Genomic DNA, 20,842 nt, shown 5'->3' with positions numbered 1-20,842 from the left:
TGATCCGATGCGATGGAGGAGTGTCCTCCAGACGATTGATATCGCTTGGGTAACGAACGGCGCGCGGTCGGTTCGGTTCCGGTACGGCCCCATTGGCGACGGGTGGCCCCGCCGCCATCCGGTTCAGCCAAACAGCGCAAGCACGCCGCGCGACGGATCGGTCAGCCCTTCGTAGATCATGCGGCAGGCGACATAGACGATGACGGCAAGGCCGATATAGGCGACCCAGCGATAGCGTNAGCACGCCGCGCGACGGATCGGTCAGCCCTTCGTAGATCATGCGGCAGGCGACATAGACGATGACGGCAAGGCCGATATAGGCGACCCAGCGATAGCGTTCGATCACCCGCGCCAGCCCATTGGCGGCGAGGCCCATCAGCGCGACCGACAGGATCAGGCCGACGGCGAGGATGCCGGGATGCTCGCGCGCCGCACCGGCCACCGCCAGCACATTGTCGAGGCTCATGCTGACATCGGCGACCGCNGACAGGATCAGGCCGACGGCGAGGATGCCGGGATGCTCGCGCGCCGCACCGGCCACCGCCAGCACATTGTCGAGGCTCATGCTGACATCGGCGACCGCGACGGCCCACGCGGCACTGGCGAAGCTGCGCGGGACGACTGCCTTCAGCGCGCCGTCCTCGCCCGGCGTATCGTCATGATCGCGCAGTTCGCGCCACATCTTCCACGCGACCCACACCAGCAGCAGTCCGCCGGCAAAGACGAGACCGGTGAGCTGCAACAACTGCGTCACGACCAGTGCGAAGGCGACGCGCAGTACCAGCGCCGCACCGACACCGATCAGGATCACCTTGCGCCGCATCTCCGCCGGCAAGCCAGCGGCCAGCGCCCCGACGACGATGGCATTGTCGGCGGCCAGCATCACGTCGATCAGCACGACCTGCGTAAAGGCGGCGAGCGCGGACGGACTGCCGATATTGGCGAAGTCCGCGACGATATGGNGCATTGTCGGCGGCCAGCATCACGTCGATCAGCACGACCTGCGTAAAGGCGGCGAGCGCGGACGGACTGCCGATATTGGCGAAGTCCGCGACGATATGGTTCCAAAGTTCGGTCATCGGTTCAACTCATGCAGGAAAGGCGAGCAGGATCATACCGGCAAACGGCAGGACCACACAGACGCCGTAAAGGGATCGGCGCGCTCCGCTGATGGTCAACCCGACCGATCACCGCAAGACCCGATATGCACCCGGTATGGCATGCGATGGGGGGAGCGTGAAGCGATGCCGGAGGAACGGCGAGGCGCGCTCCCATGATGCCATCCGTCATCGTACGGACGAAACCTCTCTGAAACTGCGCGACGACGTACCCGCACGGAACACCCGCGAAAGCCTTCATCCGTAGCCCGGCAAAGGCCGGGGCCAGTTTAGGGGACATCGGCAACGTGCGGAAAAGCCTGCCCAACCAGCCTCCGGCCGACCCCGGAGTGAAAGCGCGATCCGGTTCTGTTCGGGATGTTCGCACCGGTCCGGTAAAAGCGGCGATTGCAATCGCGGTCGAGGGTCGTACCCTGCCACAGCCAGATCATCCGTTCGTGCGAGGCCAGGCGTTGGTCCACCGGCTGTCCGGCGCGACCATATCATGGCTTTCGAGGATTTGCCGATGTCCGATCCGTCCACGCCATGGCCCGCAACTACCCAGCCGTCGGGCACCGAGCGCCTGATCCTGAATGCCGAACGCGGCGACGCCGACGATCCCGCGCTCGACCTGTCGGCAGCGGCGCGGCAGGGGCGGACGATGTTCCTCGGCAGCGACGAGGGCGTCCGGCTCGAACGGCTGATCGGCGATGGCGAGGGTGGCTGGGGGCAGCATCGCCGCTTCCCGCTCGACGCGATCCTCGACCTCGACGCGTCGGGCGAGGCCGATATCGAGGGGCTGGCCGAGGAGCATGGCTGGCTGTGGGTGCTGGGATCACACGCCCGGACCCGGCCGAAGATCGGCAAGCAGGGCGACGACCGGATCGACCTGACCCAGTTCGCCACGCTGAAGAATACGCGGCCGCGCTGCCTGCTGGCGCGCCTGCCGCTGGCCGCCGACCCCGAACTGGACGGCGCGGTGCTGCCGGTGCGGCGCGACGGCGATCGCCGGGCGGGGATGCTGCGCCAGACTAAATATGGCAACCGCCTGTCGCGGCTGATGCAGGAAAGCCCGCTGCTGCGCCCCTTCACCCGCATCGCGGCCAAGGAGGGCGGCGCCGATCTGGAGGGGATCGCGGTCGCCGGCAACCGGATCGCGATCGGGATGCGCGGTCCGGTGATCCAGACCTATGCCGTGCTGCTGGAAGTCGAAGTGGTGCCGACCCGGACCGGTCGCCTCAAGATCCTTGGCCCGATGCACATCCGTGTACTGGAACTGGACGGCCTCGGCATTCGCGACCTGAAGCGCGACGGGGCCGACCTGCTGATCCTCGCCGGCCCGACCACCGGGCTGGACGGGCCGTGCGCGGTGTATCGGTGGGCGGACTGGCTGGGCGATCCACCCCAACATGACCAGATCGTGCGGCGGCACCGGCCCGAGCGGATCATCGACCTGCCGTTCGGGCGCGGTGACGATCACCCGGAAGGGCTGGTGCTCATCGACCTGCCGGAGGGTCGACGCGACCTGCTGGTCATCTGCGACAGCCCCGCCGCCGCGCGGATCGACCGGACGACGCACAGTGTCCGCTGCGACCGCTTTCGGCTGCCCGACCGGGATGGGTGACCCGATTACCCACCCACCACGATGCGTGGCAGCGTCCGGATCGGCTCGACGGTGATCTCCCGGAACCAGGTCTCCGCCCCCTCCGACTGGAGCTGGATGCGGCCATGGGTCAGCGGTTGGCGGCGGCCATCGGCGGCGATGGTGGCGAGGTCGCGCACTTCGGCGACGGGCACGCCGTTGACGACATGCACCGCCCGGTCACCGACGACATAGAGGTCGATCGTGTTCCATTCGCCGACCGGGCGTTCGGCGTCGGTCGCCGCCTCGACATTCCATGTGGGCGTGCCGTTGACGATATCGATCGTGCGCCCGCCCGCGCGATAGCGAAGATGCGGCGCGATCAGTGACGGGTCGAAGCTGACATCGGTATGCCCGCGCAGCTTCGGACCGACCGCGACGATCATGCCGGTCGACCCGGTCATGATCTCGAACTCCGCCGATGGCCGCCACGTCCCGAACACTTCGCCGGGCGTGCCGTGCGTGTGATAGAGCAGGCCGTTGTTGCGCGGCTGCGTCTCGCGCGGGGCATAGGTCTTCGCGCCCCATTTGAAGCGCAGGCGCAGGTGGTAATCGCGCAGGTCGGCCCGGTGGACCAGACTGCCCCACGTCTCGCCCTTAACCCAGATCGCCGGGGCACCGTCGACCATCCGCACCGCGAAATCGCCGCGCGTATCGCGGCTCGTGCCGACCGGCTTGTCGGGCGGGTTGCGATAGGTCAACGCCGGATCGGCATAGCCGAGCCACGGTTCCCAGTTCTTCAGCGTCCGCCCGTCAAACAGTGCGATCTTCTTGCCCACCGGCTTCGGCAGGTCGACCAGCGTCAGCCGCTGCGGCGTCGTCGCCGGTTCGTCGGCGATGGCGCGCGCCGCTTCCTTGCTATCCTGCGCCACTGCCGGACCGGCCAGCGACAGTGCCGCGGCAAGGGCGATCCGCCCCGCGCGCACCTGCCACCCTGCCGGCACGCCCGACACCCCTATTCCAGCAACCACCCCTGCCATACGACGCACGATCAACCCCCACCATCTCGTTACCGCTACCATAGACGGCGGACGATGCTTGGCAAGGGTATGAAAACGTTCGCTATCTGTAGCGTACAGCCTATTCGAGCGCCTGATAGATCAGCGCGCGCAGCTTGCCATGGTCGTCGATGCTCCCGGCGGGCAGCAGCTGTGTCATGTACACGACGGTCAGCCGCTCGGCCGGATCGACCCAATAACTGCTGTGATAGGCACCGCCCCAGCCAAACTCGCCGACCGACCCCGGCTCACCCGCCTTGCCCAGATCGGTGCGCAGGCTGAACCCCAGGCCGAACCCCTTGCCGGGTTCATAGGGAATGTCGACCAGCTGGTCGCTGACCATCAGCTCGACCGTCTTGCGCCCGAGATAGCGCCGACCATCCAGTTCGCCGCCACGCCGGAGCATTTCGAGGAAACGGCTGTAATCCGCTGCGGTCGACAACAGCCCCGCCCCGCCCGACAACGCGACACGCGGGCCGCGCAGATAATGGCCCTGCCCGACATGGCCACCGCCGTTCCACACCCCCGGATCGGGGTTGCGCCGGACGCCGGCCGGGTCGGCAGCATAGACGGCGGCGAGCCGCCCCGCCTTGGCCGGCGGCAGGTAGAACGACGTATCGCGCATCCCCAGCGGTCCGATGATCCGCGCATTCAGGAACGTATCGAGCGTCTGCCCACTGATCTTCTCGACCAGCACGCCCAATATGTCGGTGCTGTAGCCATAGACGAATTTGGTGCCCGGCTGCTCAGCCATCGGCAGCGCCGCCATGCGCGCCACGACGTCCGCGAACGGTTCGTTGCGATCAGCGAAATACCATCCGTAGATGCCCGCGTCGCGCCACGCCTTTTCGCCCGCTCCCCCGCCATAGGAGATACCGGCGGTGTGGGTCAGCAGATCGCGGATGGTGATCGAGCGCTTCGCCGGCACGACGTCATAACCGCCCTTGTCGTTGGCCACCGCGACGGTCGTCTTGCCCCATGCGGGCAGGTATTTGCCGACCGGATCGGACAGCAACAGCTTGCCGTCCTCCATCAGCATCAGGATGGCGACGCTGGTCAGCGCCTTGGTCTGCGACGCGATGCGGAAGATCGCGTCCTGCCGCATCGGATCGCGCGCTTCCTTGTCCCGCCAGCCCACCGCATCGGCATAGACCGTGCGGCCATCCTGCTGGATCTGCACGACTGCGCCGGCGATGCGCCCTTGATCGACATAGGCCTTCAGCAGCGTCGACAGTCGCGCGAGCCGTTCGGCGGATAGGCCGGGTGCCGGCCGGGCGTGGGCAATGTGCCGCGGCTTCGCCTGGGCATGGGCGGAGGGAACCGCCGGCAGCGCGGCAAGCAGCGTGGCGGACGCGAGCAACCCGCTCCAGAATTTCATCGACATATCCCTCCCGACCATTTCTCACACGCATAGCGGAACGGATGCGACACGGGCCAGCGCGTTTCCGTCGCCGGTCAGACGAAAACGGACGCCGACCCGCTGTCCCCAGCGCATCGACGTCCGTTTCGGCAGCAGGGCTGCGGTTTAGATCAGAGTAAGGCCGCCGATGCCGGCGCTCGATCCGACGAGCGAGTAGACATAGTAGGTCACGCCGCCATCGGTGACCGATCCGTCGAACTCGACGGTAGTCAGCGCATTGCCGTCGATGTCGGTCAGCGTGAGCGTTCCGGTACCGTCCGGCAGCGAGATATTGCCCTTGCTGCCCTTGATGATGCCGTCGTTGTTGCCGTCGAACAGCTTGGTCGTGGTGACGATCATGTCATCCTTGCCGAAGCGGTTGATCGTGTCGTCGCCAAGGTCGACGCCAAGGCGGGTGTCGAAGAAGAAAACGTTCTTCGCAGTGTCATTGGCGTCGCCCGAGAAGACGTTGTCGCCGAACGTGCCTTCCCTCGCACCGCGCGGACGGATGCTGTCGTCGCGGTAGATGAAGTTGCCTTCGCCATCGCTGCCCAGCAGACGGAGCGCCGATACGCCCGCGATCTGCACCGAGTCTCCGCTGGCGTCGAGGATGACGCGATTGTTGGTCAGGCCGATATAATTGTCGTTGTTGTAATCATACAGTTTCTTGTCGATCACCAGCAGATCGTCCGAACCGAAATTGACGATGCGGTCGTTGCCCGACGATGCGGCCGTTCCGAAGTAGAAGGCGTCCGAACCGGCCGTACCGCTCAGTACTTCGTTCGCGGTACCGCTGCCGTTGATGATGTTGTAGTTCTGCAGCAGGTCGAGCACCGGGTCGACGACCGGATCGATGATGACCGGTGCCGCGTCGACGGTCAGCTTGACCACCGCGCTCGTCTTGTTGACGCCGTCCGACGCCGCATAGACGAAGCTGTCGCTGCCGCTCCACCCGGCCTTCGGGACATAGATGAAGCTCCCATCGGCCGAAAACTGGATGGTGCCGTTATTGGGACCGTCGACCAGGCTCGCGCTCAGCGACTTGCCCTCCGGATCGCGGTCGTTCGACAGGACATTGCCCGACAGGCGACCATCTTCCTTGCCCGAAAAGGCGTCGGCGACCGCGATCGGGGCAAGATTTTCTGCCGGCGGCGGGGGCGGGGGCGGCGGCGGGGGCGGGGTGACGACCGTACCGGAATTGATTTCCGAGATCGTCGCCGACAGATTGTCGGTGACGCCCATATACATGGTGATCTTGGTCGACTGGCCCGCCCGCAGCGTGCCGAGGCTGAAGGTCAGGTTCAGCGTCTGATCGACGGTCCTGGTATACCCTTGCTCCTGCGACGTCGCGGTCGAGGCATAGGGATCGAGATTGACGAAGCCGTAGAACGACGCATCGGCGCGCGAGTCCTGCGAATACAGGAAGAACGGCGTGTCCTTCTGCAGCAGCGCCGTCACCAGCGCGCCCTTGCTGTCCTGCTGTTCGATCTTGTTGGTCGTGGCATACTTGCCCGACTGATCGGGATCGGCGGTCCGCATGTACCGGACGTCGCTCATCGTCGCCGACGAATTGTTGGTCAGGATCACGTCGATACGAATATACTTCGCATCGTCGGCCAGGGTGATCGTCTGCGCGACGCCCAGATTGTCCTTGGTCTCACCGGCCCAGTTCGCGACGCCGTTGCCCTTGGCCGACGCCTCGCTGAGCGAACCCTTGATCTGGTAATAGCCGGTCAGCAGCTGGTTGCTTTGCACGACCTTGGTCGAACCCAGGTTGTAGCCGATGTTGAACCCCTCGATCGAGCGACCCTGCAGCAGCGCGTCGTCGAGGGTCGTTTCCTTGCCCTTGCCGAACCCGTCGAGGTCGGCGAACAGGCCGCTCCGCAGAAAACCGCTATCGGAATCCGTGGCAAACCCCTTTGGAGCATTCTTGGTCGTGCCAAGGCCGCCCCATTGATTGATCCCTATCCCCAGATAGGTCCCCTGCAAGAACACTTCACCATTAGAAACCGCGCTAGAAATAGTCATCAATATCCCCGCTCGAGATGCTCGATCCAGATTGTTGCCAAACACGCGGCCGCACATTGCCCGAAGACAACCCGGCCGCTTTCCGCCGATCCATAATCCGACTTTTGGAAATACTTGTTACAACGATACACGTTCGCACCGCCGGCCCCGTTATTCGTCACGAGATCGGCACGACCCCGTTGCCCGTTGCCGTTATTCTGGCGGCTAAGCGATGCTCCCTTCACCGTCGACAGTCTGGCGATGAGACGTTCAAGAATCGCGCCAAATTGGAACAGTTGTCGGAACCAAAATCGAGCGATGTTATTCATCGACGGATTCCACCGTTTCGTCGTACGTCGAAACGTGCGACCGGCAGCGTCTTGCCGGTTTGCCGGCAAGCATTGTCGGACATAACGACCGCGCGTTTACCATGATTCGCAACACGTTATATTATCTCAATAGATCGGATAGTTACGACGATCTCCGCTGCGGCGCACCAGGACCGCTCGGGGGGCACCGGCGCTGCCGGAACGGTGAACGGGACAAGGCGCAAAGTCGTATCGTCGCCCTGATCCGGGCGTCTCCGATGCAAGGACTGAATTTCGGCGCGTCTCAAGTAACGGACACGCCCGTTACTATGCTTTATTTGGAGGTCATCGGTCGACCTGCCCCGCGTGACACCTTTGCCACTATCCGGCCTGCGCTTCGCGGGCGCAACACGCCCGTTTCGAACCGTGTCAGCCGATCTCGATCAGCCGCGCCTCGGCCAATACGCGGTTGCCACCCTGTTTGCGGGCCTTGCGCGACAGGCGGACCGCCGCCTTGGTCAGGTCGCGCGACAACCGCCCGCGACTGGTCGCGACGCCGGCCGACAGCGTGACCTGCCCCAAAGGCTCGTCGGTTTCGCGTACCCGCAGGTGGCGCGACGCCATTTCGGCGCAGGCGCTCTCCAGCCGGGCGATCCCGGTCGCCAGATCGGGTTCGTCGATGACGGTCAGGAACGACGTGTCGCCCCACCGCCCGACCTGGTACGGCGCGCACGCGTCCTTCAGCGTCATCGCCGCCGCCTTCAGCACCCGGTCGCCCATCGCCGGTCCATGCGTCGCGACGAATTCGTCCAGCTGGTCGATATCGACCACCGCCACCGAACAATGACCGATCGTGTTGAGACACGCGTCGAGCCGCTCCACCATCGCTTCCCAGCCCGGCAACCCGGTCAGCGGATCGCGTCCCATCCCCTCTCGCACGCCGTTCAGCGTGTCGCGCAGCACCTGCGCCTGTTGCAGTGCCGCCGACAGCGAGCTTTCCGCCTCGGCGGTGCGGTCGATCATGAACACGACCAGCCGGTGGATCTGTTGCGGTTCGGCCGACACCAGTTCGGCAGCGGTACGGGTCAGGTCCTGGTTCAGCCCGCCGGTCGCGGCCGACACCTTGGTCAGCAATTCGAGCAGCTGGATCGTCAGCCGGTCGAACGTACCGTCGCTGAACGGCGACGCGGTTTCGGGCATCAGCGAACGGACCGCCTCCTCGCGCAGCCGCACCCCGCCCTCGATCTCGCGATCGACCGCATCCGAAAATTCCCGATCGACGCCCGTCAGATATCGATAGGCGAACGCATAATGTTCCGGACTATGATCCAGCCTTTGCGCATCAAGAAACCGCAGCGCCCGTGCGCCGATACTGTCTGCCATGCCCATTCGCCACTCTGATCCGGTTCAGATGAACCATATCGCAGTGGCGTTAACGGCGGGCTACCATGGTGCACCGCCTGCGGATCACCGGCTCCATTTCGGATCAATATCCGACGCGGTCGCCGGCGACAAACTGCGACAGTTTCGTGCTGGACGACCGCTTCATTTCCACATATCGTTTATCGATGTTGCGCCGCACCGCCCTGCCTGGCCTCGCGTTACTGGCGAGTGCCTGTACCACCGGCCCCGTGTACCGCGCGCCGGTTGACGCCGCACTGGGCGTACCGCCCGCCTTTTCGGTGGCAGCGACGCCGGCGCCGCGCGAGGACCTGACCCGCTGGTGGGCACGGTTCGGCGATCCGTTGCTGGTTCAACTGGTCGACCGCGCCGCCGCCGACAATCTCGACGTGGCACAGGCGGTCGCTCGATTGCGACAGGCGCGCGAGCAACTGGTGCATAGCCGCGCGTCGCTGTTCCCACAACTGTCCGCCTCGGGCAGCTATTCGCGACTCGAAGTGCTGCGCGGCGGCGGCGGCACCACCACCCTGCCCGACGGCACCATCGTCCAGCGCAATATCGGCGCGTCGGACAGTTTCTCGGTCGGAGCCGACGCCCGCTATACCGCCGACATCTTCGGCGGCGTCCGCAGCGGCATCGCGTCGAGCCGCGCGCAGCTCGACGCGACCCGCTACGACTATGCGACGGTACTGCTGTCGGTCCAGTCGGAGATTGCGCGCAACTATCTGACCGCGCGACTCGCGCAGGCGCAACTGGCCAATGCCCGCGCATCGATCGCGCTGCAGGACGACAATCTGGAGATCGCCGGCTTCCGGGTGCAGGCCGGCCTCGTCTCCTCGCTCGACGTCGAACAGGCGCGCACCGCCCGTGCCCAGACCGCCGCGCAATTGCCGCAGATCGAGGCGAGCTATGCCGCCGCCGTCGCGCGCCTCGGCGTGCTGACCGGCCAGGCCCCCGGCGCACTCAGGGCCGAGATGGCGCAGACCGCCGCGATCCCCAGCGCCGACCCGCGGATCGGTACCGGCATCCCCGCCGACACGCTGCGGCTGCGCCCCGACGTGCTGGCCGCCGAGCGCAATCTGGCCGCCGCCGTCGCGCAGATCGGGGTCGCGACCGCGCAACTCTATCCGGCGCTCAGCCTCGGCGGCACGGTCGATACCAACGCGACCTCGTTCACCGCGCTGACCGATATCATCAACGGCCGGCTGTTCGCCTCGATCGCGCAGACCATCTTCGACGGCGGGCGATTGCGCGCGCAGGTGCGCGGCCAGCGCGCCGCCGCCGACGCCGCCTTCGCCGCGTATAAACAGACGGTGCTGACCGCGCTGGAAGATGTCGAGAACGCCATCGTCTCGGTCGACAGCGCAACCGCGCGCGAGCGCGAGTTCACGGTCGCCGCCGATGCCGCGCGCAACTTCGCGCTGCTGTCGCGGCTGCAATATCGCTCGGGGCTAACCGACTTCACGACGCTCAACCAGGCGGAATCGTCGCTGCTGTCGGCGCAGAACGGACTGGTGCAGGCGCGCGCCGACCGCGCGACCGCGCTGGTACAATTGATGACCGCGATGGGCGGCGGATGGAGCGACGCCGCCATCCCCGATCCCGTCCCTGACCGCGCCACCTACACTAAGGACCGCTGATGGCCGATCCGACCGACCCCGATCTCGATCAGTTCCTGCGCGTGAAGGCGCAACCGCGCTGGCGCAAATGGCTGAAATGGGCGTTGATCGCGCTGGGCGTGGTCCTGCTCGGCCTTGCCGTGCGCAGTTGCGTGAAGGGCGACGACGCACCGCGCTATGCGACGACGGTGATCGATCAGGCGCCGCTGACCGTCACCGTCTCCGCGACCGGCAAGCTTGCCCCGACCAATCAGGTCGAGGTCGGATCGCAGCTGTCGGGCCTCGTCACGCAGGTCGTCGCCGACGTCAACGACCGGGTCCGCGCCGGGCAGCCGCTGGCGCTGATCGACCCCGAACAGCTCGACGATGCGATCCGGCAGGGGCAGGCACAGGTCAACGCCAATCAGGCACAGGTCGCCACCGCGCAGGCGACGCTGTCCGAAGCCCGCGCCCAGTTGCAGCGGCTCGAAGAAGTCCGCCGTCTGTCGGGCGGGCGCGTGCCGTCGGCCACCGAACTCCAGACGCAGCAGGCGGCGGTACAGCGCGCCGAGGCCGGCGTACGACAAGCGCAGGCGAACGTCGTCGCTTCGCGCGCGCAGCTCAACTCCAGCCAGACCCAGCGCTACCGCGCGATCATCCGCTCGCCGGTCAACGGCGTGGTGCTGGCGCGACAGGTCGAACCCGGCCAGACCGTCGCCGCCTCGTTCAACACCCCGACCCTGTTCGTCATCGCCGAAGATCTGAGCCGGATGAAGCTGGAGGTCGCGATCGACGAGGCGGATGTGGGGCAGGTCAAGGATGGCCAGCGCGCCGATTTCACCGTCGATGCTTTCCCCGGGGAAACTTTCCCGGCCAAAATCACCCGCGTCGATCTCGGCTCCAACCTGTCGTCGCAGTCGTCGAGCAGCACCACGACCAGCACCGCGAGCACCACCGGACAGGTCGTGTCCTATGCCGCGACGCTGTCGGTCGCCAATCCCGACCTGAAACTGCGCCCCGGCATGACCGCGACGGCCGAGATCGTGACGCTGGAGCGGCCGCGCGCGCTGCTGATCCCCGATGCGGCGCTGCGGTTCCGCCCACAGGACGGCGATGCGGCAGCGGGCGGCGGCCTCGCCAGCGCATTCGGCCCGCCCCGGCGGCGCGGCGGCGGTGGACAGGGCAAGGCGGCGACGATCGGCCGCGGTTCGCAACAGACCGTCTATATCCTCGGCGACGACGGCAAGCCGCAGCCGGTGCAGATCACCACGGGCAACAGCAACGGCGCGATGACCGAAGTCACCGGCGGGGGCTTGCGGGCCGGCATGAAGATCATCACCGCGCAACTGGCCGACCCTAGCGGCAAGAGCAGCAGCAAGGGCGGCGCGTCGAAGGGCGGCGGGGGTCCGCGTGGCAGCTGACGCCCCCCTCATCTCCTTACGCGGCGTCACCAAAAGCTATGGCACGGGCGCGACGCAGTTTCAGGCGTTGAAAGGCGTCGACCTCGACATCACCGCCGGCGATTTCGTCGCGGTGATGGGGCCGTCGGGATCGGGCAAGTCGACGACGATGAACATTCTGGGCTGTCTCGACGTGCCGACCGACGGCACCTTCCTGTTCCGCGGCCATCACGTCGAACGGCTGAACCGCGACCAGCGCGCCCTGCTGCGACGCAACTATCTCGGTTTCGTGTTTCAGGGGTTCAATCTGCTGAGCCGCACCACCGCGCTCGAAAATGTCGAGCTGCCGCTGCTCTATCGCGGCGATGCCAAGGCTGAGCGACGGCGGGCCTCGATGGCGGCGCTCGAAAAGGTCGGGCTCGACCGGTGGTGGGACCACACCCCCGCCGAATTGTCGGGCGGGCAGCAGCAACGCGTCGCGATCGCCCGCGCCATCGTCACCAATCCCGACGTGCTGCTGGCCGACGAACCGACCGGCAATCTCGATTCCGAACGATCGGTCGAGATCATGCACCTGCTGACCGACCTAAACCGCACCAGTGGGATCACCGTGCTGATGGTGACCCACGAACCCGACATGGCCGCGTTCGCGCGGACGGTCGTGCATTTCAAGGACGGTCTGGTCGAGCGGATCGAGGCGCACCATGCGCAGGGGGAGGAGGTGAATTCATGACCGTCGCTGCCCCCACCCCCCTACCCATTTTTCCAATCCGTTCGGTTCGAGTAGCGATCGAGCTTGTCGAGAGCGCGTATCGAGAACGGGGTTCCGCTGGAGTGACCTTTGTAGGTTTCGTTTGGTGCAAGACGTTCTCGACGAACGCTTCTCGACTACGCTCGAAGCGGCTCGAACCAAACGGTAGTTTACCGGGGCGGGAGATGCGCACATGCTAGGCACCACCTTCCTCCTCGCTATCCGCTCAATCCTGCGCCACAAGCTGCGCTCGTTCCTGACGACGCTCGGCATCATCATCGGCGTCGCCGCCGTCGTCACCATCTCGACGCTGGGACAGGCGACGACCAGCGCGGTGCAGTCGAACATCGCCAGCCTCGGCAGCAACATCCTGCAGGTCCGCCCGGGGCAAGGCTTCGGGCGTGGCGGTGGCGGTCCGCGTCCGCCCGATTTCGACGAAGCCGATGTCGAGGCGATCCGCGACCAGATCGCCGGCGTCACCGCCGTCGCCCCGCAGGCGCAATCGGCCGCCACCGCCATCTATAATGGCGCCAACTGGTCGACGACGATCAACGGCACCACCAACGCCTATTTCACCGTCCAGCCATGGCCGCTGGTGTCGGGCCGCATCTTCACCCCGGCCGAGGAGGCGGCGGGCAAGGCGGTGTGCATCATCGGCAATACCGTGCGCACCAATCTGTTCGGCGGCGGCGAGGCGGTCGGATCGCGCTTCCGCATCGGCAACGTCAGTTGCGACGTGATCGGCACGCTCAGCACGCGCGGACAGGCCGGGTTCGGCGGCGATCAGGACGATGTCGTCATCATGCCGATCAAGACGGTGCAGCGCCGCTTCACCGGCACGCGCGACATCCGCCTCATGCTGGTCGGCGTGAACCCGGCCTATGACGGCGGACAGGTCCAGCAATCGCTGACCCAGCTGCTGCGCGAACGCCGCAACATTTCAGGCGGCAAGGAAGATGACTTCAACATCTTCGACACCGCGCAAATCTCCGCTACCATCACCAGCACCACGACGCTGCTGACGACGATCGTGTCGGCGGTAGCGGCGATCAGCCTGCTGGTCGGCGGGATCGGCATCATGAACATCATGCTGGTGTCGGTGACCGAACGCACGCGCGAGATCGGCATCCGCCTCGCCATCGGTGCGGTCGCGTCCGAAGTGCTGCTGCAATTTCTGGTCGAGGCGGTGGCGCTGTCCTGCCTCGGCGGGCTGATCGGCCTGCTGATCGCGCAGGCCGCGGTTGCCGGCCTGTCGCTTGCCAGCGACCTGCCCTTCCTGTTCGTGCCGCGGGTCAATGCGCTGGCGTTCGGGGTTTCGGCGCTGATCGGGGTCGTGTTCGGCTATTTCCCGGCGCGGCGCGCCGCCTCGCTCAACCCGATCGACGCGCTCCGCCACGAATGATGCGGATCGGCCTCGGCGGTGGCTGCCACTGGTGTACCGAAGGCGTCGTGCAGGCGTTGCGCGGCGTCACGCAGGTCGATCAGGGGTTCCTGCGATCCGATCCGCCGTCGAACGCGTGGTCGGAGGGGGTGATCGCGGCCTTCGATCCCGCCGTCCTGCCGCTCGACACGCTGATCGAGGTGCATTTGCGCACCCATTCGGGCGGCGGCACCTATTCGCCGAACGGACGCTATCGCAGCGCAGTATATGTTGGCGAACCCGGTCAGCGCGACATCGCGACGGCGGTCATCGCCCGTGTCGCGGCCGAACGGGGTGAGGCGGCGCGGACGCTGATCCTGCCGTTTCGCGACTTCACGTCATCGGAGGAACGGCATCGGGATTATTACCTGACCGACCCAAACCGGCCGTTCTGCCGACGCTATATCGACCCGAAACTCGATTTCTTGCGCGCGCAATTCGCCGAGATCGTTCGGCCCCGATAGGCTTTCCCAAAGCATGGCGGATTACGCCGCTCTTTGGTAGCAAATCACACGAACAGCATGTCGCCCTTCGGCAAAAACCGCGCATTTCCGCCATTCTTTAGAACTGGCACGGTCGCTGCAATGTAACTGGCAACACCGGAACACACCGGATTGCACAGGGAGACTACACCATGACCGCCATTCGCTTCGCCGCTTCGATCGTCCTCGGCCTGGTTGCCACCACCTCGGCCTTTGCCGCCGAACCCAATGCCGCACCGGCACCCAGCCCCGTCGCCGCGACCATGTCGGCGCTGCCGCTGACCGTGACGCTCGCCGCCGGTCCGGCCGCCGTGAATTATAAGGCAGCGGCGAACGCCCGCTATTGCTTCCGCACCGAACGCGCCGGCTCGCGCATTGCGCCACGCATCTGCAAGACCCGCGCCGACTGGCAGACTGCCGGCATCGATCTCGACGCTGCGCTCGCCGGCAACTGATCGGTACCCGCTACGTCCCGAACGGCGGTCCCTCGACAGGGGGGCCGCCGTTTCTGCGTCGTAACATAAAATACAAATGACATGCTGCGTATCGATCTATACTATGTGATCCACCGTATCATAATATGGGATGCTCACAAAGAGGAGCAGCCGGGGAGAGGGACACATGGCCGTATTTCGCGCAGCTTCGTACCGTGGCGTATCGTTCGCCGCATCGGCATTCGCCCTGGGCCTCACCGCCCCCGCCTTCGCGCAGGACGTCCCCGCCGACACCGGCGGCGACACCGCCACCCCGCAACAAGTTGACGAAGGCGAGATCATCGTCACCGGCTTCCGCGCCTCGCTCAATAGCGCACTGGGCCAGAAACGGCGCGAGACCGCCGCGGTCGACAGCATCGTCGCCGAAGACATCGGCAAATTCCCCGACGCGAATCTTGCCGAATCGATGCAGCGCGTGCCCGGCGTGGCGCTGGCCCGCGGGGACGGCGGCGAAGGGCGCAACATCTCGGTCCGTGGTCTCGGTGCCGGATTCACCCGCGTCCGCATCAACGGCATGGAAGGCACGGCCCAGACCGGCTCGTCCGACATCTATGGTGCGGGCAACAACGGCCGCAGCTTCGACTTCAACGTCTTTCCGACCGAGATCTTTTCGGCCCTGTCGGTACGCAAGACGCCGTCGGCCGATGTCGAGGAAGGGTCGCTGGGCGCGACCGTAGACCTGTCCGCACCCAAGCCGCTCGATTCGCGGGAGGATTTCGTCCTGACCGCGACCGCACGCGGCATCTGGAACGAATTGTCGAAGCAGGTCGACCCTCGCGCATCGATGCTGGTGTCGAAGAAGTTCGCCGACGGCACGTTCGGCGTGCTCGCCTCGGTTGCCTATCAAAAGCGGCATCTGCGCGAGGTCGGCTATTCGGCGGTCGATATCCTGTCGGCCAATACCAACGGCCTGTTCTGCTCGCCGCTCGGCGTCAATCCGCTCTACCCGGCCTTCGGTACCAAGGGCTCGACGATCGGCGACTGTTCGACCGGCAACCCGCGCACCGGATCGGTCGCGGCCTACAACACCATTCTCGGCCTGCGCCGTGCCGACCTGCCCAACACGCCGGGCAGCGGCGCGTTCTTCCCGCGCCTGCCACGCTATCTCAATTCCGAACAGGATCAGGAACGGATCGGCGGTACCTTCACGGTCCAGTTCAAGCCCGACGAGAATACCGACATCTCGGTCGATCTGCTCTATTCGCGCTTCGACGTCACCCGTCGCGACAATTACATCGCCGGCATCTCGTTCGGCCGCGCGATCGGCAATAACGGGCAACCGATGGTGTCGGTGCGCGACGCGCAGTTCAGCGACAAGGGATCGCTGCTCTACGGCCTGTTCGACGGTGTCGACGTCCGTTCCGAAGGGCTGGTCGACCACTTCGTCTCGACCTTCAAACAGGCCAATTTCAACCTCAAGCACCGTTTCAACGACGCGCTGGAACTGACCATGCTGGTCGGGCGCAACCAGTCGGTCTGGGACGGGCGCAAGCGGTTGCAGACGTTCATGGACGTCATCGACAGCGACAATTTCTCGATCGATTTCCGGGGCAAGGGCAGCACGCCGACGATCGGCTTCGGCTTCGACGTCGCCGACCCCGCGAACTTCAACTACGCCCCCGGCCTGTCCGACGGCACTGTCCTTGGCGGCTTCAGTTTTCAGGGCAAGCCGTCCAAGAACACCACCGATAACATGACCGGCGAGGTCAATCTGGGCTGGACCGTGGCGGAGGGCTTCACGGTCAAGGCCGGCGGCCAGTATCGCGAAAGCGATTTCGTCTCGTCCTTCCTGCGCCCCTATAACGCCGACACCGTCGTCCGGGCGCTCCCCGCCGGCACCTCGCTCGCCAGCATCACCCGCCGGATCGAGGGTGTGGGCGACCTGTTCGGATCGGGCGCGCCCAATGCATGGGCGGCGATCGATCCGGACAAATGGGCATCGACCTTCGGCTACGACCAGGTCCGCTATTGCGGCGTCGAATGCGGCGCGGGACGCAGCCGGGTGAAGGAAGAGGTCAAGGGCGCCTATCTGATGGGCAATTTCGACCTGACCGACATGGTCGGGCTGGGGCTGCGCGGCGATGTCGGCGTGCGCTATGTCAAGACCGACCTGTCCACCTCGGGCTATATCGCCGTCGCACCGCCCGCCGGACAGACGTCACCCACCAACCTGATCGGCCAGTATGCGCAGGCGCGGCGCGGCTATGACGACTGGCTGCCATCGGCCAACATCGTCGTCGAACCGGTGCGCGACCTGCTGATCCGCATATCGGGGGCGAAGGTGATGACCCGACCCGAGCTCGGCATCCTGACGCCGACCAGCGGGGTGAACCCGGTGACGCGGGTCGGCAACGTCAACAACCCGTTCCTCGAACCGATCCGCGCCAACACCTTCGACGCCGCGGTCGAATGGTATTTCAAGCCCGGCTCGCTGTTGTCGGTCGCCTATTTCTACAAGGATATCAAAAGCTACATCCAGAATGTGAACAGCCAGATCCCGTTCAACCAGCTGGGTCTGCCCAATGCGCTGCTCGAAAACAGCCAGACGTCGCCCGACGAACTGTTCACCGTGTCGCAGCCGTTCAACACGCCGGGCGGTCCGCTCAAGGGCTTCGAGGTCAACGCGCAATTCCGCCTCGACTTCCTGCCTGGCTTCCTCGGCAATTTCGGCGTGCTCGGCAACTATACGCGGGTGACGTCGGAGATCGAATATGTCCTCGCCAGCGTCGGCGGGGTGCCGACCGTCACCACCACCAACGATCTGGTCGGCCTGTCGAAGAACACCGCGTCGGGCACGCTTTATTACGAGGACGACAAGTTCAGCATCCGTTCGACGGCGAATTACCGCGACCGCTTCATTCGCGGCATTCCAGCCTCGCCCGGCAGCGATCTTCAGGGCAACAAGCCGACCCTCTATGTCGATGCGTCGGCGTCCTATGGCATCACCGACCAGATCAAGCTGATCGTCGAAGCGACCAACCTGACCGACGAACGCAACGTCCTCTACACCGACAGCGTCCGGCAGGACACGCTGTTCGAGACCCGCATCGGGCGGACGGTGACCGCGGGCGTCAACGTTCGGTTCTGAGCCGCTCCCCTCCCTTGTCAGGGAGGGGAGAAATTCAAAGTTCCCCCCCCTGCCCCCGCCCATCCCCGGCGGGGGCATTTTTCTGCGTCCGCCCCTTACCGGATCGCCACGACCTCGACCTTCAGCGGTTCGGCGAGCGACAGCCACGCCCGATCCCCGGTCAGCGCGACCGCCTTGCGATCGATCGCCAGCGCCAGACAGCTGCGATCGCCGAGCGACAGGCCCGACGACCGCGTTTCCCGGCGCAGCAGCCCCGCGGCCATCGCCTGCGATCGATCCTGTGGAACGATGTCGATATCCAGTTGCGCCATGATCTCCGCGATCTGATCGGGCGACGCGCCCCGGTCGATCAGCTTGGCGACGACTTCGGACAGGTTCACCGCACTCATCAGCGCACCGCTCATATGGTCGGCAACGACATCGGCACCGGGTTCGTCGAAGAACGCCGCCAGCACCGCCGATGCGTCGAGGACATAGACCGTGTCAGCCACGCTCGGCTTCGGCGCGCCGGTCGGCGATCAGTTCGTCGACGACCGATCCGTTCGGCGTGGCATAGGGCTGCAGGATCGCCTGAATCCGTTTGAGCACGTCACGACGCGGCCGGATATGCAGTTCGCCGTCGACCACCCGCATCACGACCTGATCGCCATCGGCCAGTCCCAGCTCACGACGAACGTCGGACGGCAGCTGCAACCGCCCCCCGCTCACCAACCGACCGTTATGCGCATTCATCGACTTGCCGCCTCACTATGTACAGACCCACCAGCAATATACAGACGCGCGGGTTCCGCTACAACCGGCGGGTGGGTCGTCAGGGCAGCGGTGTCCCCATCCCGGCCTGCAACACCGCATACCATTCAGCCGGGGTCCACTCGACCGTCAGCGCCCCCGCCGCCGCGCGGATGCGATCGGGGTTTTGCGATCCGATGATCGGGATGATCCGCGCCGGATGGACCATCGCCCACGACAGCGCGGCCGTCGCGGCATCGACCCCGAAGCGCGCGCCCTGTTCGGTGAGCAGCGCGCCCACCGGATGCGCGCCGTCGCTCAACCGTCCGCCGCCGAGCGGCGACCATGCCAGCACCGCCATATCCTTCGCCATCGCCTGATCGAGCGTCCCGTCGAACAGCGGCGCGCTGTGCAGCGGGGAGAATTCGGGCTGGGTCGACAGGATCGGCAGGTCGAGAAACGCCTGCAACGCATCGACCTCGGCCGGGCTATGGTTCGACACGCCGATCCCGCGCACCTTGCCGGCATCGACCATCGCGGTCAGGCTCTTCGCCACCTCCTGCGGATGGGTCAGGAAATCGCGGCGATGGATCTGGTACAGGTCGATCCGGTCGATCCCCATGCGTGACAGCGATGCGTCGACGGATTCCGTCAGATAGGCGCGGTCGGAACGATAGGGAATGCCGGGGCGGATGCCACCCTTGGTCGCGATCACCATCCGCTCACGCAGATAGGGCGCCTCGGCCAACACCTGCCCGAACAGCGCCTCAGCCGACCCGAAGCCCGCCGCGGTATCGGTGCCATAGATATCGGCGGTATCGAACAGGGTGATGCCGGTTTCCAGCGCCGCCTCGACCAGCGCGCGGGCCGGACCGACCGCGCCGGTGAAGCGCCACATGCCCCAAGCCATTGGAGAAACGACGATATCGCTCTTGCCGAGCGGGCGGGGACCAGGATCGATGTTGAACATCGTCATGCCTGTAACCGCTGCGGCGCGGCGATCAACTGCGGCGCATCGATGGTCGTCGCCTCCCCGGCCAGCCGTACGTCGAAGGGATAGGCGATCTCGACCCAATGCGCCTCGGCATCCGACGTGCCGGCATAGAGCCGCGTGACCGCGCCGATGCGCTCGATGCCCGACGAAAACACGACATCGGTAAGGTCGGGCCGCTTCGCCGCGCCCGGCCCGAACTGGTCGCGCCCGGCGAGGATGCGCAGGTCGCGCCACTGGCGGCTCGCCGGATCGAACACGAACGACACCGCATAATAATGCCGCGCGCTATAGATCGTATCGTCCTCGAAATAGGCGATATGCGCGATCAACCCGATCTCGCCATTGGCCAGCAGATGCGCTTCGTTGACCCCGCCCCAGTCGAGCGGATGGAACATGCCCGCCAGCATCGACGCGGCGTCGATCGCCTCGACGGTCAGCGCGTCGAGCGAGGCGACCTCGGTATAGCCGATCGTGCCGCGTCCGCCCTTGGCCCCGCGCGGGCGGGTGAACACCGCGACCCGGCCGTCGGCCAGTTCGCACAGCCGGATGTCCTTCATCCCCAGCGGCCCGGCGAAGAAGGGTTTCAGGTCGAACAGGTCGCTGCCGCGATAGAAGACCGTCCACCATTCGGGCTCGCCCACGCCGAAGCGGACCTCGACCCCGCCGAACACGAGTTCGCCGCCGATGAAGGTCACGAACGGGTCCTGCAACGCAAGGCGCGGTGCGCCGTCGATCGGGTGCCAGACGCCGTCGGCCTCCTCGAAGAAGATCGCGGTCGAATGTTCGCTGTCGCGCGCCTCGACCCGCCCGGCGATAACGGTGCGCCCGCCGACGCGGAACGGCGCGGAGATGTTGTAGACGTCGAGCCCGTCGACCCCGGCGAACGCCAGCTTGCCCGTCCGCCCCCGCGGCGGGTCGGCGGCGAAGGCGGCATGGCGGGTTTTGACGCGGGGGATGCTGTCATGGTGCATGGGTATTGTCCTGTCTCTCTTCCGTACCCCCGCGCAGGCGGGGGTCCAGGGCCCCGAACGGGC

The 20,842-nt window shown here is 65.9% G+C and carries 17 protein-coding genes and 2 pseudogenes; 8 read left to right on the top strand and 11 right to left on the bottom strand.

Annotated features, from left to right (window positions below; all coding sequences use genetic code 11):
- Positions 1-239 precede the first annotated feature (239 nt).
- Together ASE90_RS20510 and ASE90_RS06640 are read right to left on the bottom strand one after the other, a co-directional pair.
- Positions 240-484 (bottom strand): annotated as a pseudogene (locus ASE90_RS20510) (TerC family protein); the annotation flags it as partial.
- A gap of 1 nt (position 485) precedes the next feature.
- Positions 486-962, bottom strand: a pseudogene (locus ASE90_RS06640) (YjbE family putative metal transport protein); the annotation flags it as partial.
- A 661-nt stretch (positions 963-1,623) separates the two neighbouring features.
- On the opposite strand from ASE90_RS06640, the gene ASE90_RS06635 reads away from it, so the two are divergent.
- Positions 1,624-2,721, top strand: a complete 1,098-nt coding sequence (locus tag ASE90_RS06635; RefSeq protein ID WP_162235061.1) for a DUF3616 domain-containing protein — start codon at positions 1,624-1,626, stop codon at positions 2,719-2,721.
- A gap of 5 nt (positions 2,722-2,726) precedes the next feature.
- Here ASE90_RS06635 and ASE90_RS06630 read toward each other — a convergent pair whose 3' ends face one another.
- The 5 genes from ASE90_RS06630 to ASE90_RS06610 all read right to left on the bottom strand — a co-directional run bounded on the left by ASE90_RS06630 (position 2,727) and on the right by ASE90_RS06610 (position 8,834).
- Positions 2,727-3,719, bottom strand: a complete 993-nt coding sequence (locus tag ASE90_RS06630) for a DUF1080 domain-containing protein (protein ID WP_082449624.1) — start codon at positions 3,717-3,719, stop codon at positions 2,727-2,729.
- A gap of 100 nt (positions 3,720-3,819) precedes the next feature.
- Entirely contained in the window at positions 3,820-5,115 is a 1,296-nt protein-coding gene (locus tag ASE90_RS06625; RefSeq protein WP_055998078.1) for a serine hydrolase domain-containing protein, read from the bottom strand.
- A gap of 147 nt (positions 5,116-5,262) precedes the next feature.
- A complete protein-coding gene (locus ASE90_RS06620) occupies positions 5,263-7,164 on the bottom strand; it encodes an Ig-like domain-containing protein (RefSeq protein WP_156361479.1) in 1,902 nt (633 codons plus the stop codon).
- Positions 7,164-7,472 carry a hypothetical protein gene (locus ASE90_RS06615; protein ID WP_055998037.1) on the bottom strand — a complete coding sequence of 103 codons (309 nt, stop codon included), beginning with the start codon at positions 7,470-7,472 and terminating at the stop codon, positions 7,164-7,166. Before ASE90_RS06615 ends, ASE90_RS06620 begins: the two co-directional genes overlap by 1 nt.
- 408 nt (positions 7,473-7,880) lie before the next feature.
- Positions 7,881-8,834, bottom strand: coding sequence for a GGDEF domain-containing protein (locus tag ASE90_RS06610; RefSeq protein ID WP_162235060.1), 954 nt, complete (start codon positions 8,832-8,834; stop codon positions 7,881-7,883).
- Positions 8,835-9,019: 185 nt separating this feature from the next.
- On the opposite strand from ASE90_RS06610, the gene ASE90_RS06605 reads away from it, so the two are divergent.
- From ASE90_RS06605 to ASE90_RS06575, 7 genes are all read left to right on the top strand, one after another.
- Positions 9,020-10,492 (top strand): efflux transporter outer membrane subunit, encoded by a 1,473-nt coding sequence (locus ASE90_RS06605; protein WP_055998075.1) that lies wholly within the window; start codon positions 9,020-9,022, stop codon positions 10,490-10,492.
- Positions 10,492-11,871, top strand: coding sequence for an efflux RND transporter periplasmic adaptor subunit (locus ASE90_RS06600; protein ID WP_055998031.1), 1,380 nt, complete (start codon positions 10,492-10,494; stop codon positions 11,869-11,871). The genes ASE90_RS06605 and ASE90_RS06600 overlap by 1 nt, the downstream gene beginning before the upstream one ends.
- Positions 11,861-12,583, top strand: a complete 723-nt coding sequence (locus tag ASE90_RS06595; RefSeq protein ID WP_055998028.1) for an ABC transporter ATP-binding protein — start codon at positions 11,861-11,863, stop codon at positions 12,581-12,583. Before ASE90_RS06600 ends, ASE90_RS06595 begins: the two co-directional genes overlap by 11 nt.
- Before the next feature lie 211 nt (positions 12,584-12,794).
- Complete coding sequence (locus tag ASE90_RS06590) at positions 12,795-14,003, top strand: ABC transporter permease (RefSeq protein WP_055998025.1); 1,209 nt, start codon at positions 12,795-12,797, stop codon at positions 14,001-14,003.
- Positions 14,000-14,485, top strand: coding sequence for a peptide-methionine (S)-S-oxide reductase (locus ASE90_RS06585; RefSeq protein ID WP_055998022.1), 486 nt, complete (start codon positions 14,000-14,002; stop codon positions 14,483-14,485). The genes ASE90_RS06590 and ASE90_RS06585 overlap by 4 nt, the downstream gene beginning before the upstream one ends.
- 170 nt (positions 14,486-14,655) lie before the next feature.
- On the top strand, positions 14,656-14,958 hold the full coding sequence (locus ASE90_RS06580; protein WP_055998019.1) for a hypothetical protein: 303 nt from the start codon (positions 14,656-14,658) through the stop codon (positions 14,956-14,958).
- A 166-nt stretch (positions 14,959-15,124) separates the two neighbouring features.
- A complete protein-coding gene (locus ASE90_RS06575) occupies positions 15,125-18,085 on the top strand; it encodes a TonB-dependent receptor (RefSeq protein ID WP_055998016.1) in 2,961 nt (986 codons plus the stop codon).
- 95 nt (positions 18,086-18,180) lie between these two features.
- On the opposite strand, the gene ASE90_RS06570 is transcribed toward ASE90_RS06575, so the two are convergent.
- The 4 genes from ASE90_RS06570 to ASE90_RS06555 all read right to left on the bottom strand — a co-directional run bounded on the left by ASE90_RS06570 (position 18,181) and on the right by ASE90_RS06555 (position 20,779).
- Positions 18,181-18,576, bottom strand: coding sequence for a type II toxin-antitoxin system VapC family toxin (locus ASE90_RS06570; RefSeq protein WP_055998013.1), 396 nt, complete (start codon positions 18,574-18,576; stop codon positions 18,181-18,183).
- Complete coding sequence (locus tag ASE90_RS06565; protein ID WP_055998010.1) at positions 18,569-18,817, bottom strand: AbrB/MazE/SpoVT family DNA-binding domain-containing protein; 249 nt, start codon at positions 18,815-18,817, stop codon at positions 18,569-18,571. The genes ASE90_RS06570 and ASE90_RS06565 overlap by 8 nt, the downstream gene beginning before the upstream one ends.
- A 79-nt stretch (positions 18,818-18,896) precedes the next feature.
- Complete coding sequence (locus ASE90_RS06560; RefSeq protein WP_055998007.1) at positions 18,897-19,790, bottom strand: aldo/keto reductase; 894 nt, start codon at positions 19,788-19,790, stop codon at positions 18,897-18,899.
- Entirely contained in the window at positions 19,787-20,779 is a 993-nt protein-coding gene (locus ASE90_RS06555) for a DUF1861 family protein (protein ID WP_082449623.1), read from the bottom strand. Before ASE90_RS06555 ends, ASE90_RS06560 begins: the two co-directional genes overlap by 4 nt.
- Between the last annotated feature and the right edge of the window lie 63 nt (positions 20,780-20,842).

It is taken from the genome of Sphingomonas sp. Leaf67 (assembly GCF_001421965.1).
Classification (GTDB): Bacteria; Pseudomonadota; Alphaproteobacteria; order Sphingomonadales; family Sphingomonadaceae; genus Sphingomonas.
The sequence above is the reverse complement of the archived record's forward strand: the minus strand, read 5'-3'. Positions and strand labels throughout refer to the sequence as shown.

Coding starts and splice junctions, on each gene's coding strand:
- ASE90_RS06635 (WP_162235061.1), top strand. CDS start 1,624: ATGTCCGATCCGTCCACGCCATGGCCCGCAACTACCCAGCCGTCGGGC.
- ASE90_RS06630 (WP_082449624.1), bottom strand. CDS start 3,719: ATGGCAGGGGTGGTTGCTGGAATAGGGGTGTCGGGCGTGCCGGCAGGG.
- ASE90_RS06625 (WP_055998078.1), bottom strand. CDS start 5,115: ATGAAATTCTGGAGCGGGTTGCTCGCGTCCGCCACGCTGCTTGCCGCG.
- ASE90_RS06620 (WP_156361479.1), bottom strand. CDS start 7,164: ATGACTATTTCTAGCGCGGTTTCTAATGGTGAAGTGTTCTTGCAGGGG.
- ASE90_RS06615 (WP_055998037.1), bottom strand. CDS start 7,472: ATGAATAACATCGCTCGATTTTGGTTCCGACAACTGTTCCAATTTGGC.
- ASE90_RS06610 (WP_162235060.1), bottom strand. CDS start 8,834: ATGGCAGACAGTATCGGCGCACGGGCGCTGCGGTTTCTTGATGCGCAA.
- ASE90_RS06605 (WP_055998075.1), top strand. CDS start 9,020: ATGTTGCGCCGCACCGCCCTGCCTGGCCTCGCGTTACTGGCGAGTGCC.
- ASE90_RS06600 (WP_055998031.1), top strand. CDS start 10,492: ATGGCCGATCCGACCGACCCCGATCTCGATCAGTTCCTGCGCGTGAAG.
- ASE90_RS06590 (WP_055998025.1), top strand. CDS start 12,795: ATGCTAGGCACCACCTTCCTCCTCGCTATCCGCTCAATCCTGCGCCAC.
- ASE90_RS06585 (WP_055998022.1), top strand. CDS start 14,000: ATGATGCGGATCGGCCTCGGCGGTGGCTGCCACTGGTGTACCGAAGGC.
- ASE90_RS06580 (WP_055998019.1), top strand. CDS start 14,656: ATGACCGCCATTCGCTTCGCCGCTTCGATCGTCCTCGGCCTGGTTGCC.
- ASE90_RS06575 (WP_055998016.1), top strand. CDS start 15,125: ATGGCCGTATTTCGCGCAGCTTCGTACCGTGGCGTATCGTTCGCCGCA.
- ASE90_RS06565 (WP_055998010.1), bottom strand. CDS start 18,817: ATGAATGCGCATAACGGTCGGTTGGTGAGCGGGGGGCGGTTGCAGCTG.
- ASE90_RS06560 (WP_055998007.1), bottom strand. CDS start 19,790: ATGACGATGTTCAACATCGATCCTGGTCCCCGCCCGCTCGGCAAGAGC.
- ASE90_RS06555 (WP_082449623.1), bottom strand. CDS start 20,779: ATGCACCATGACAGCATCCCCCGCGTCAAAACCCGCCATGCCGCCTTC.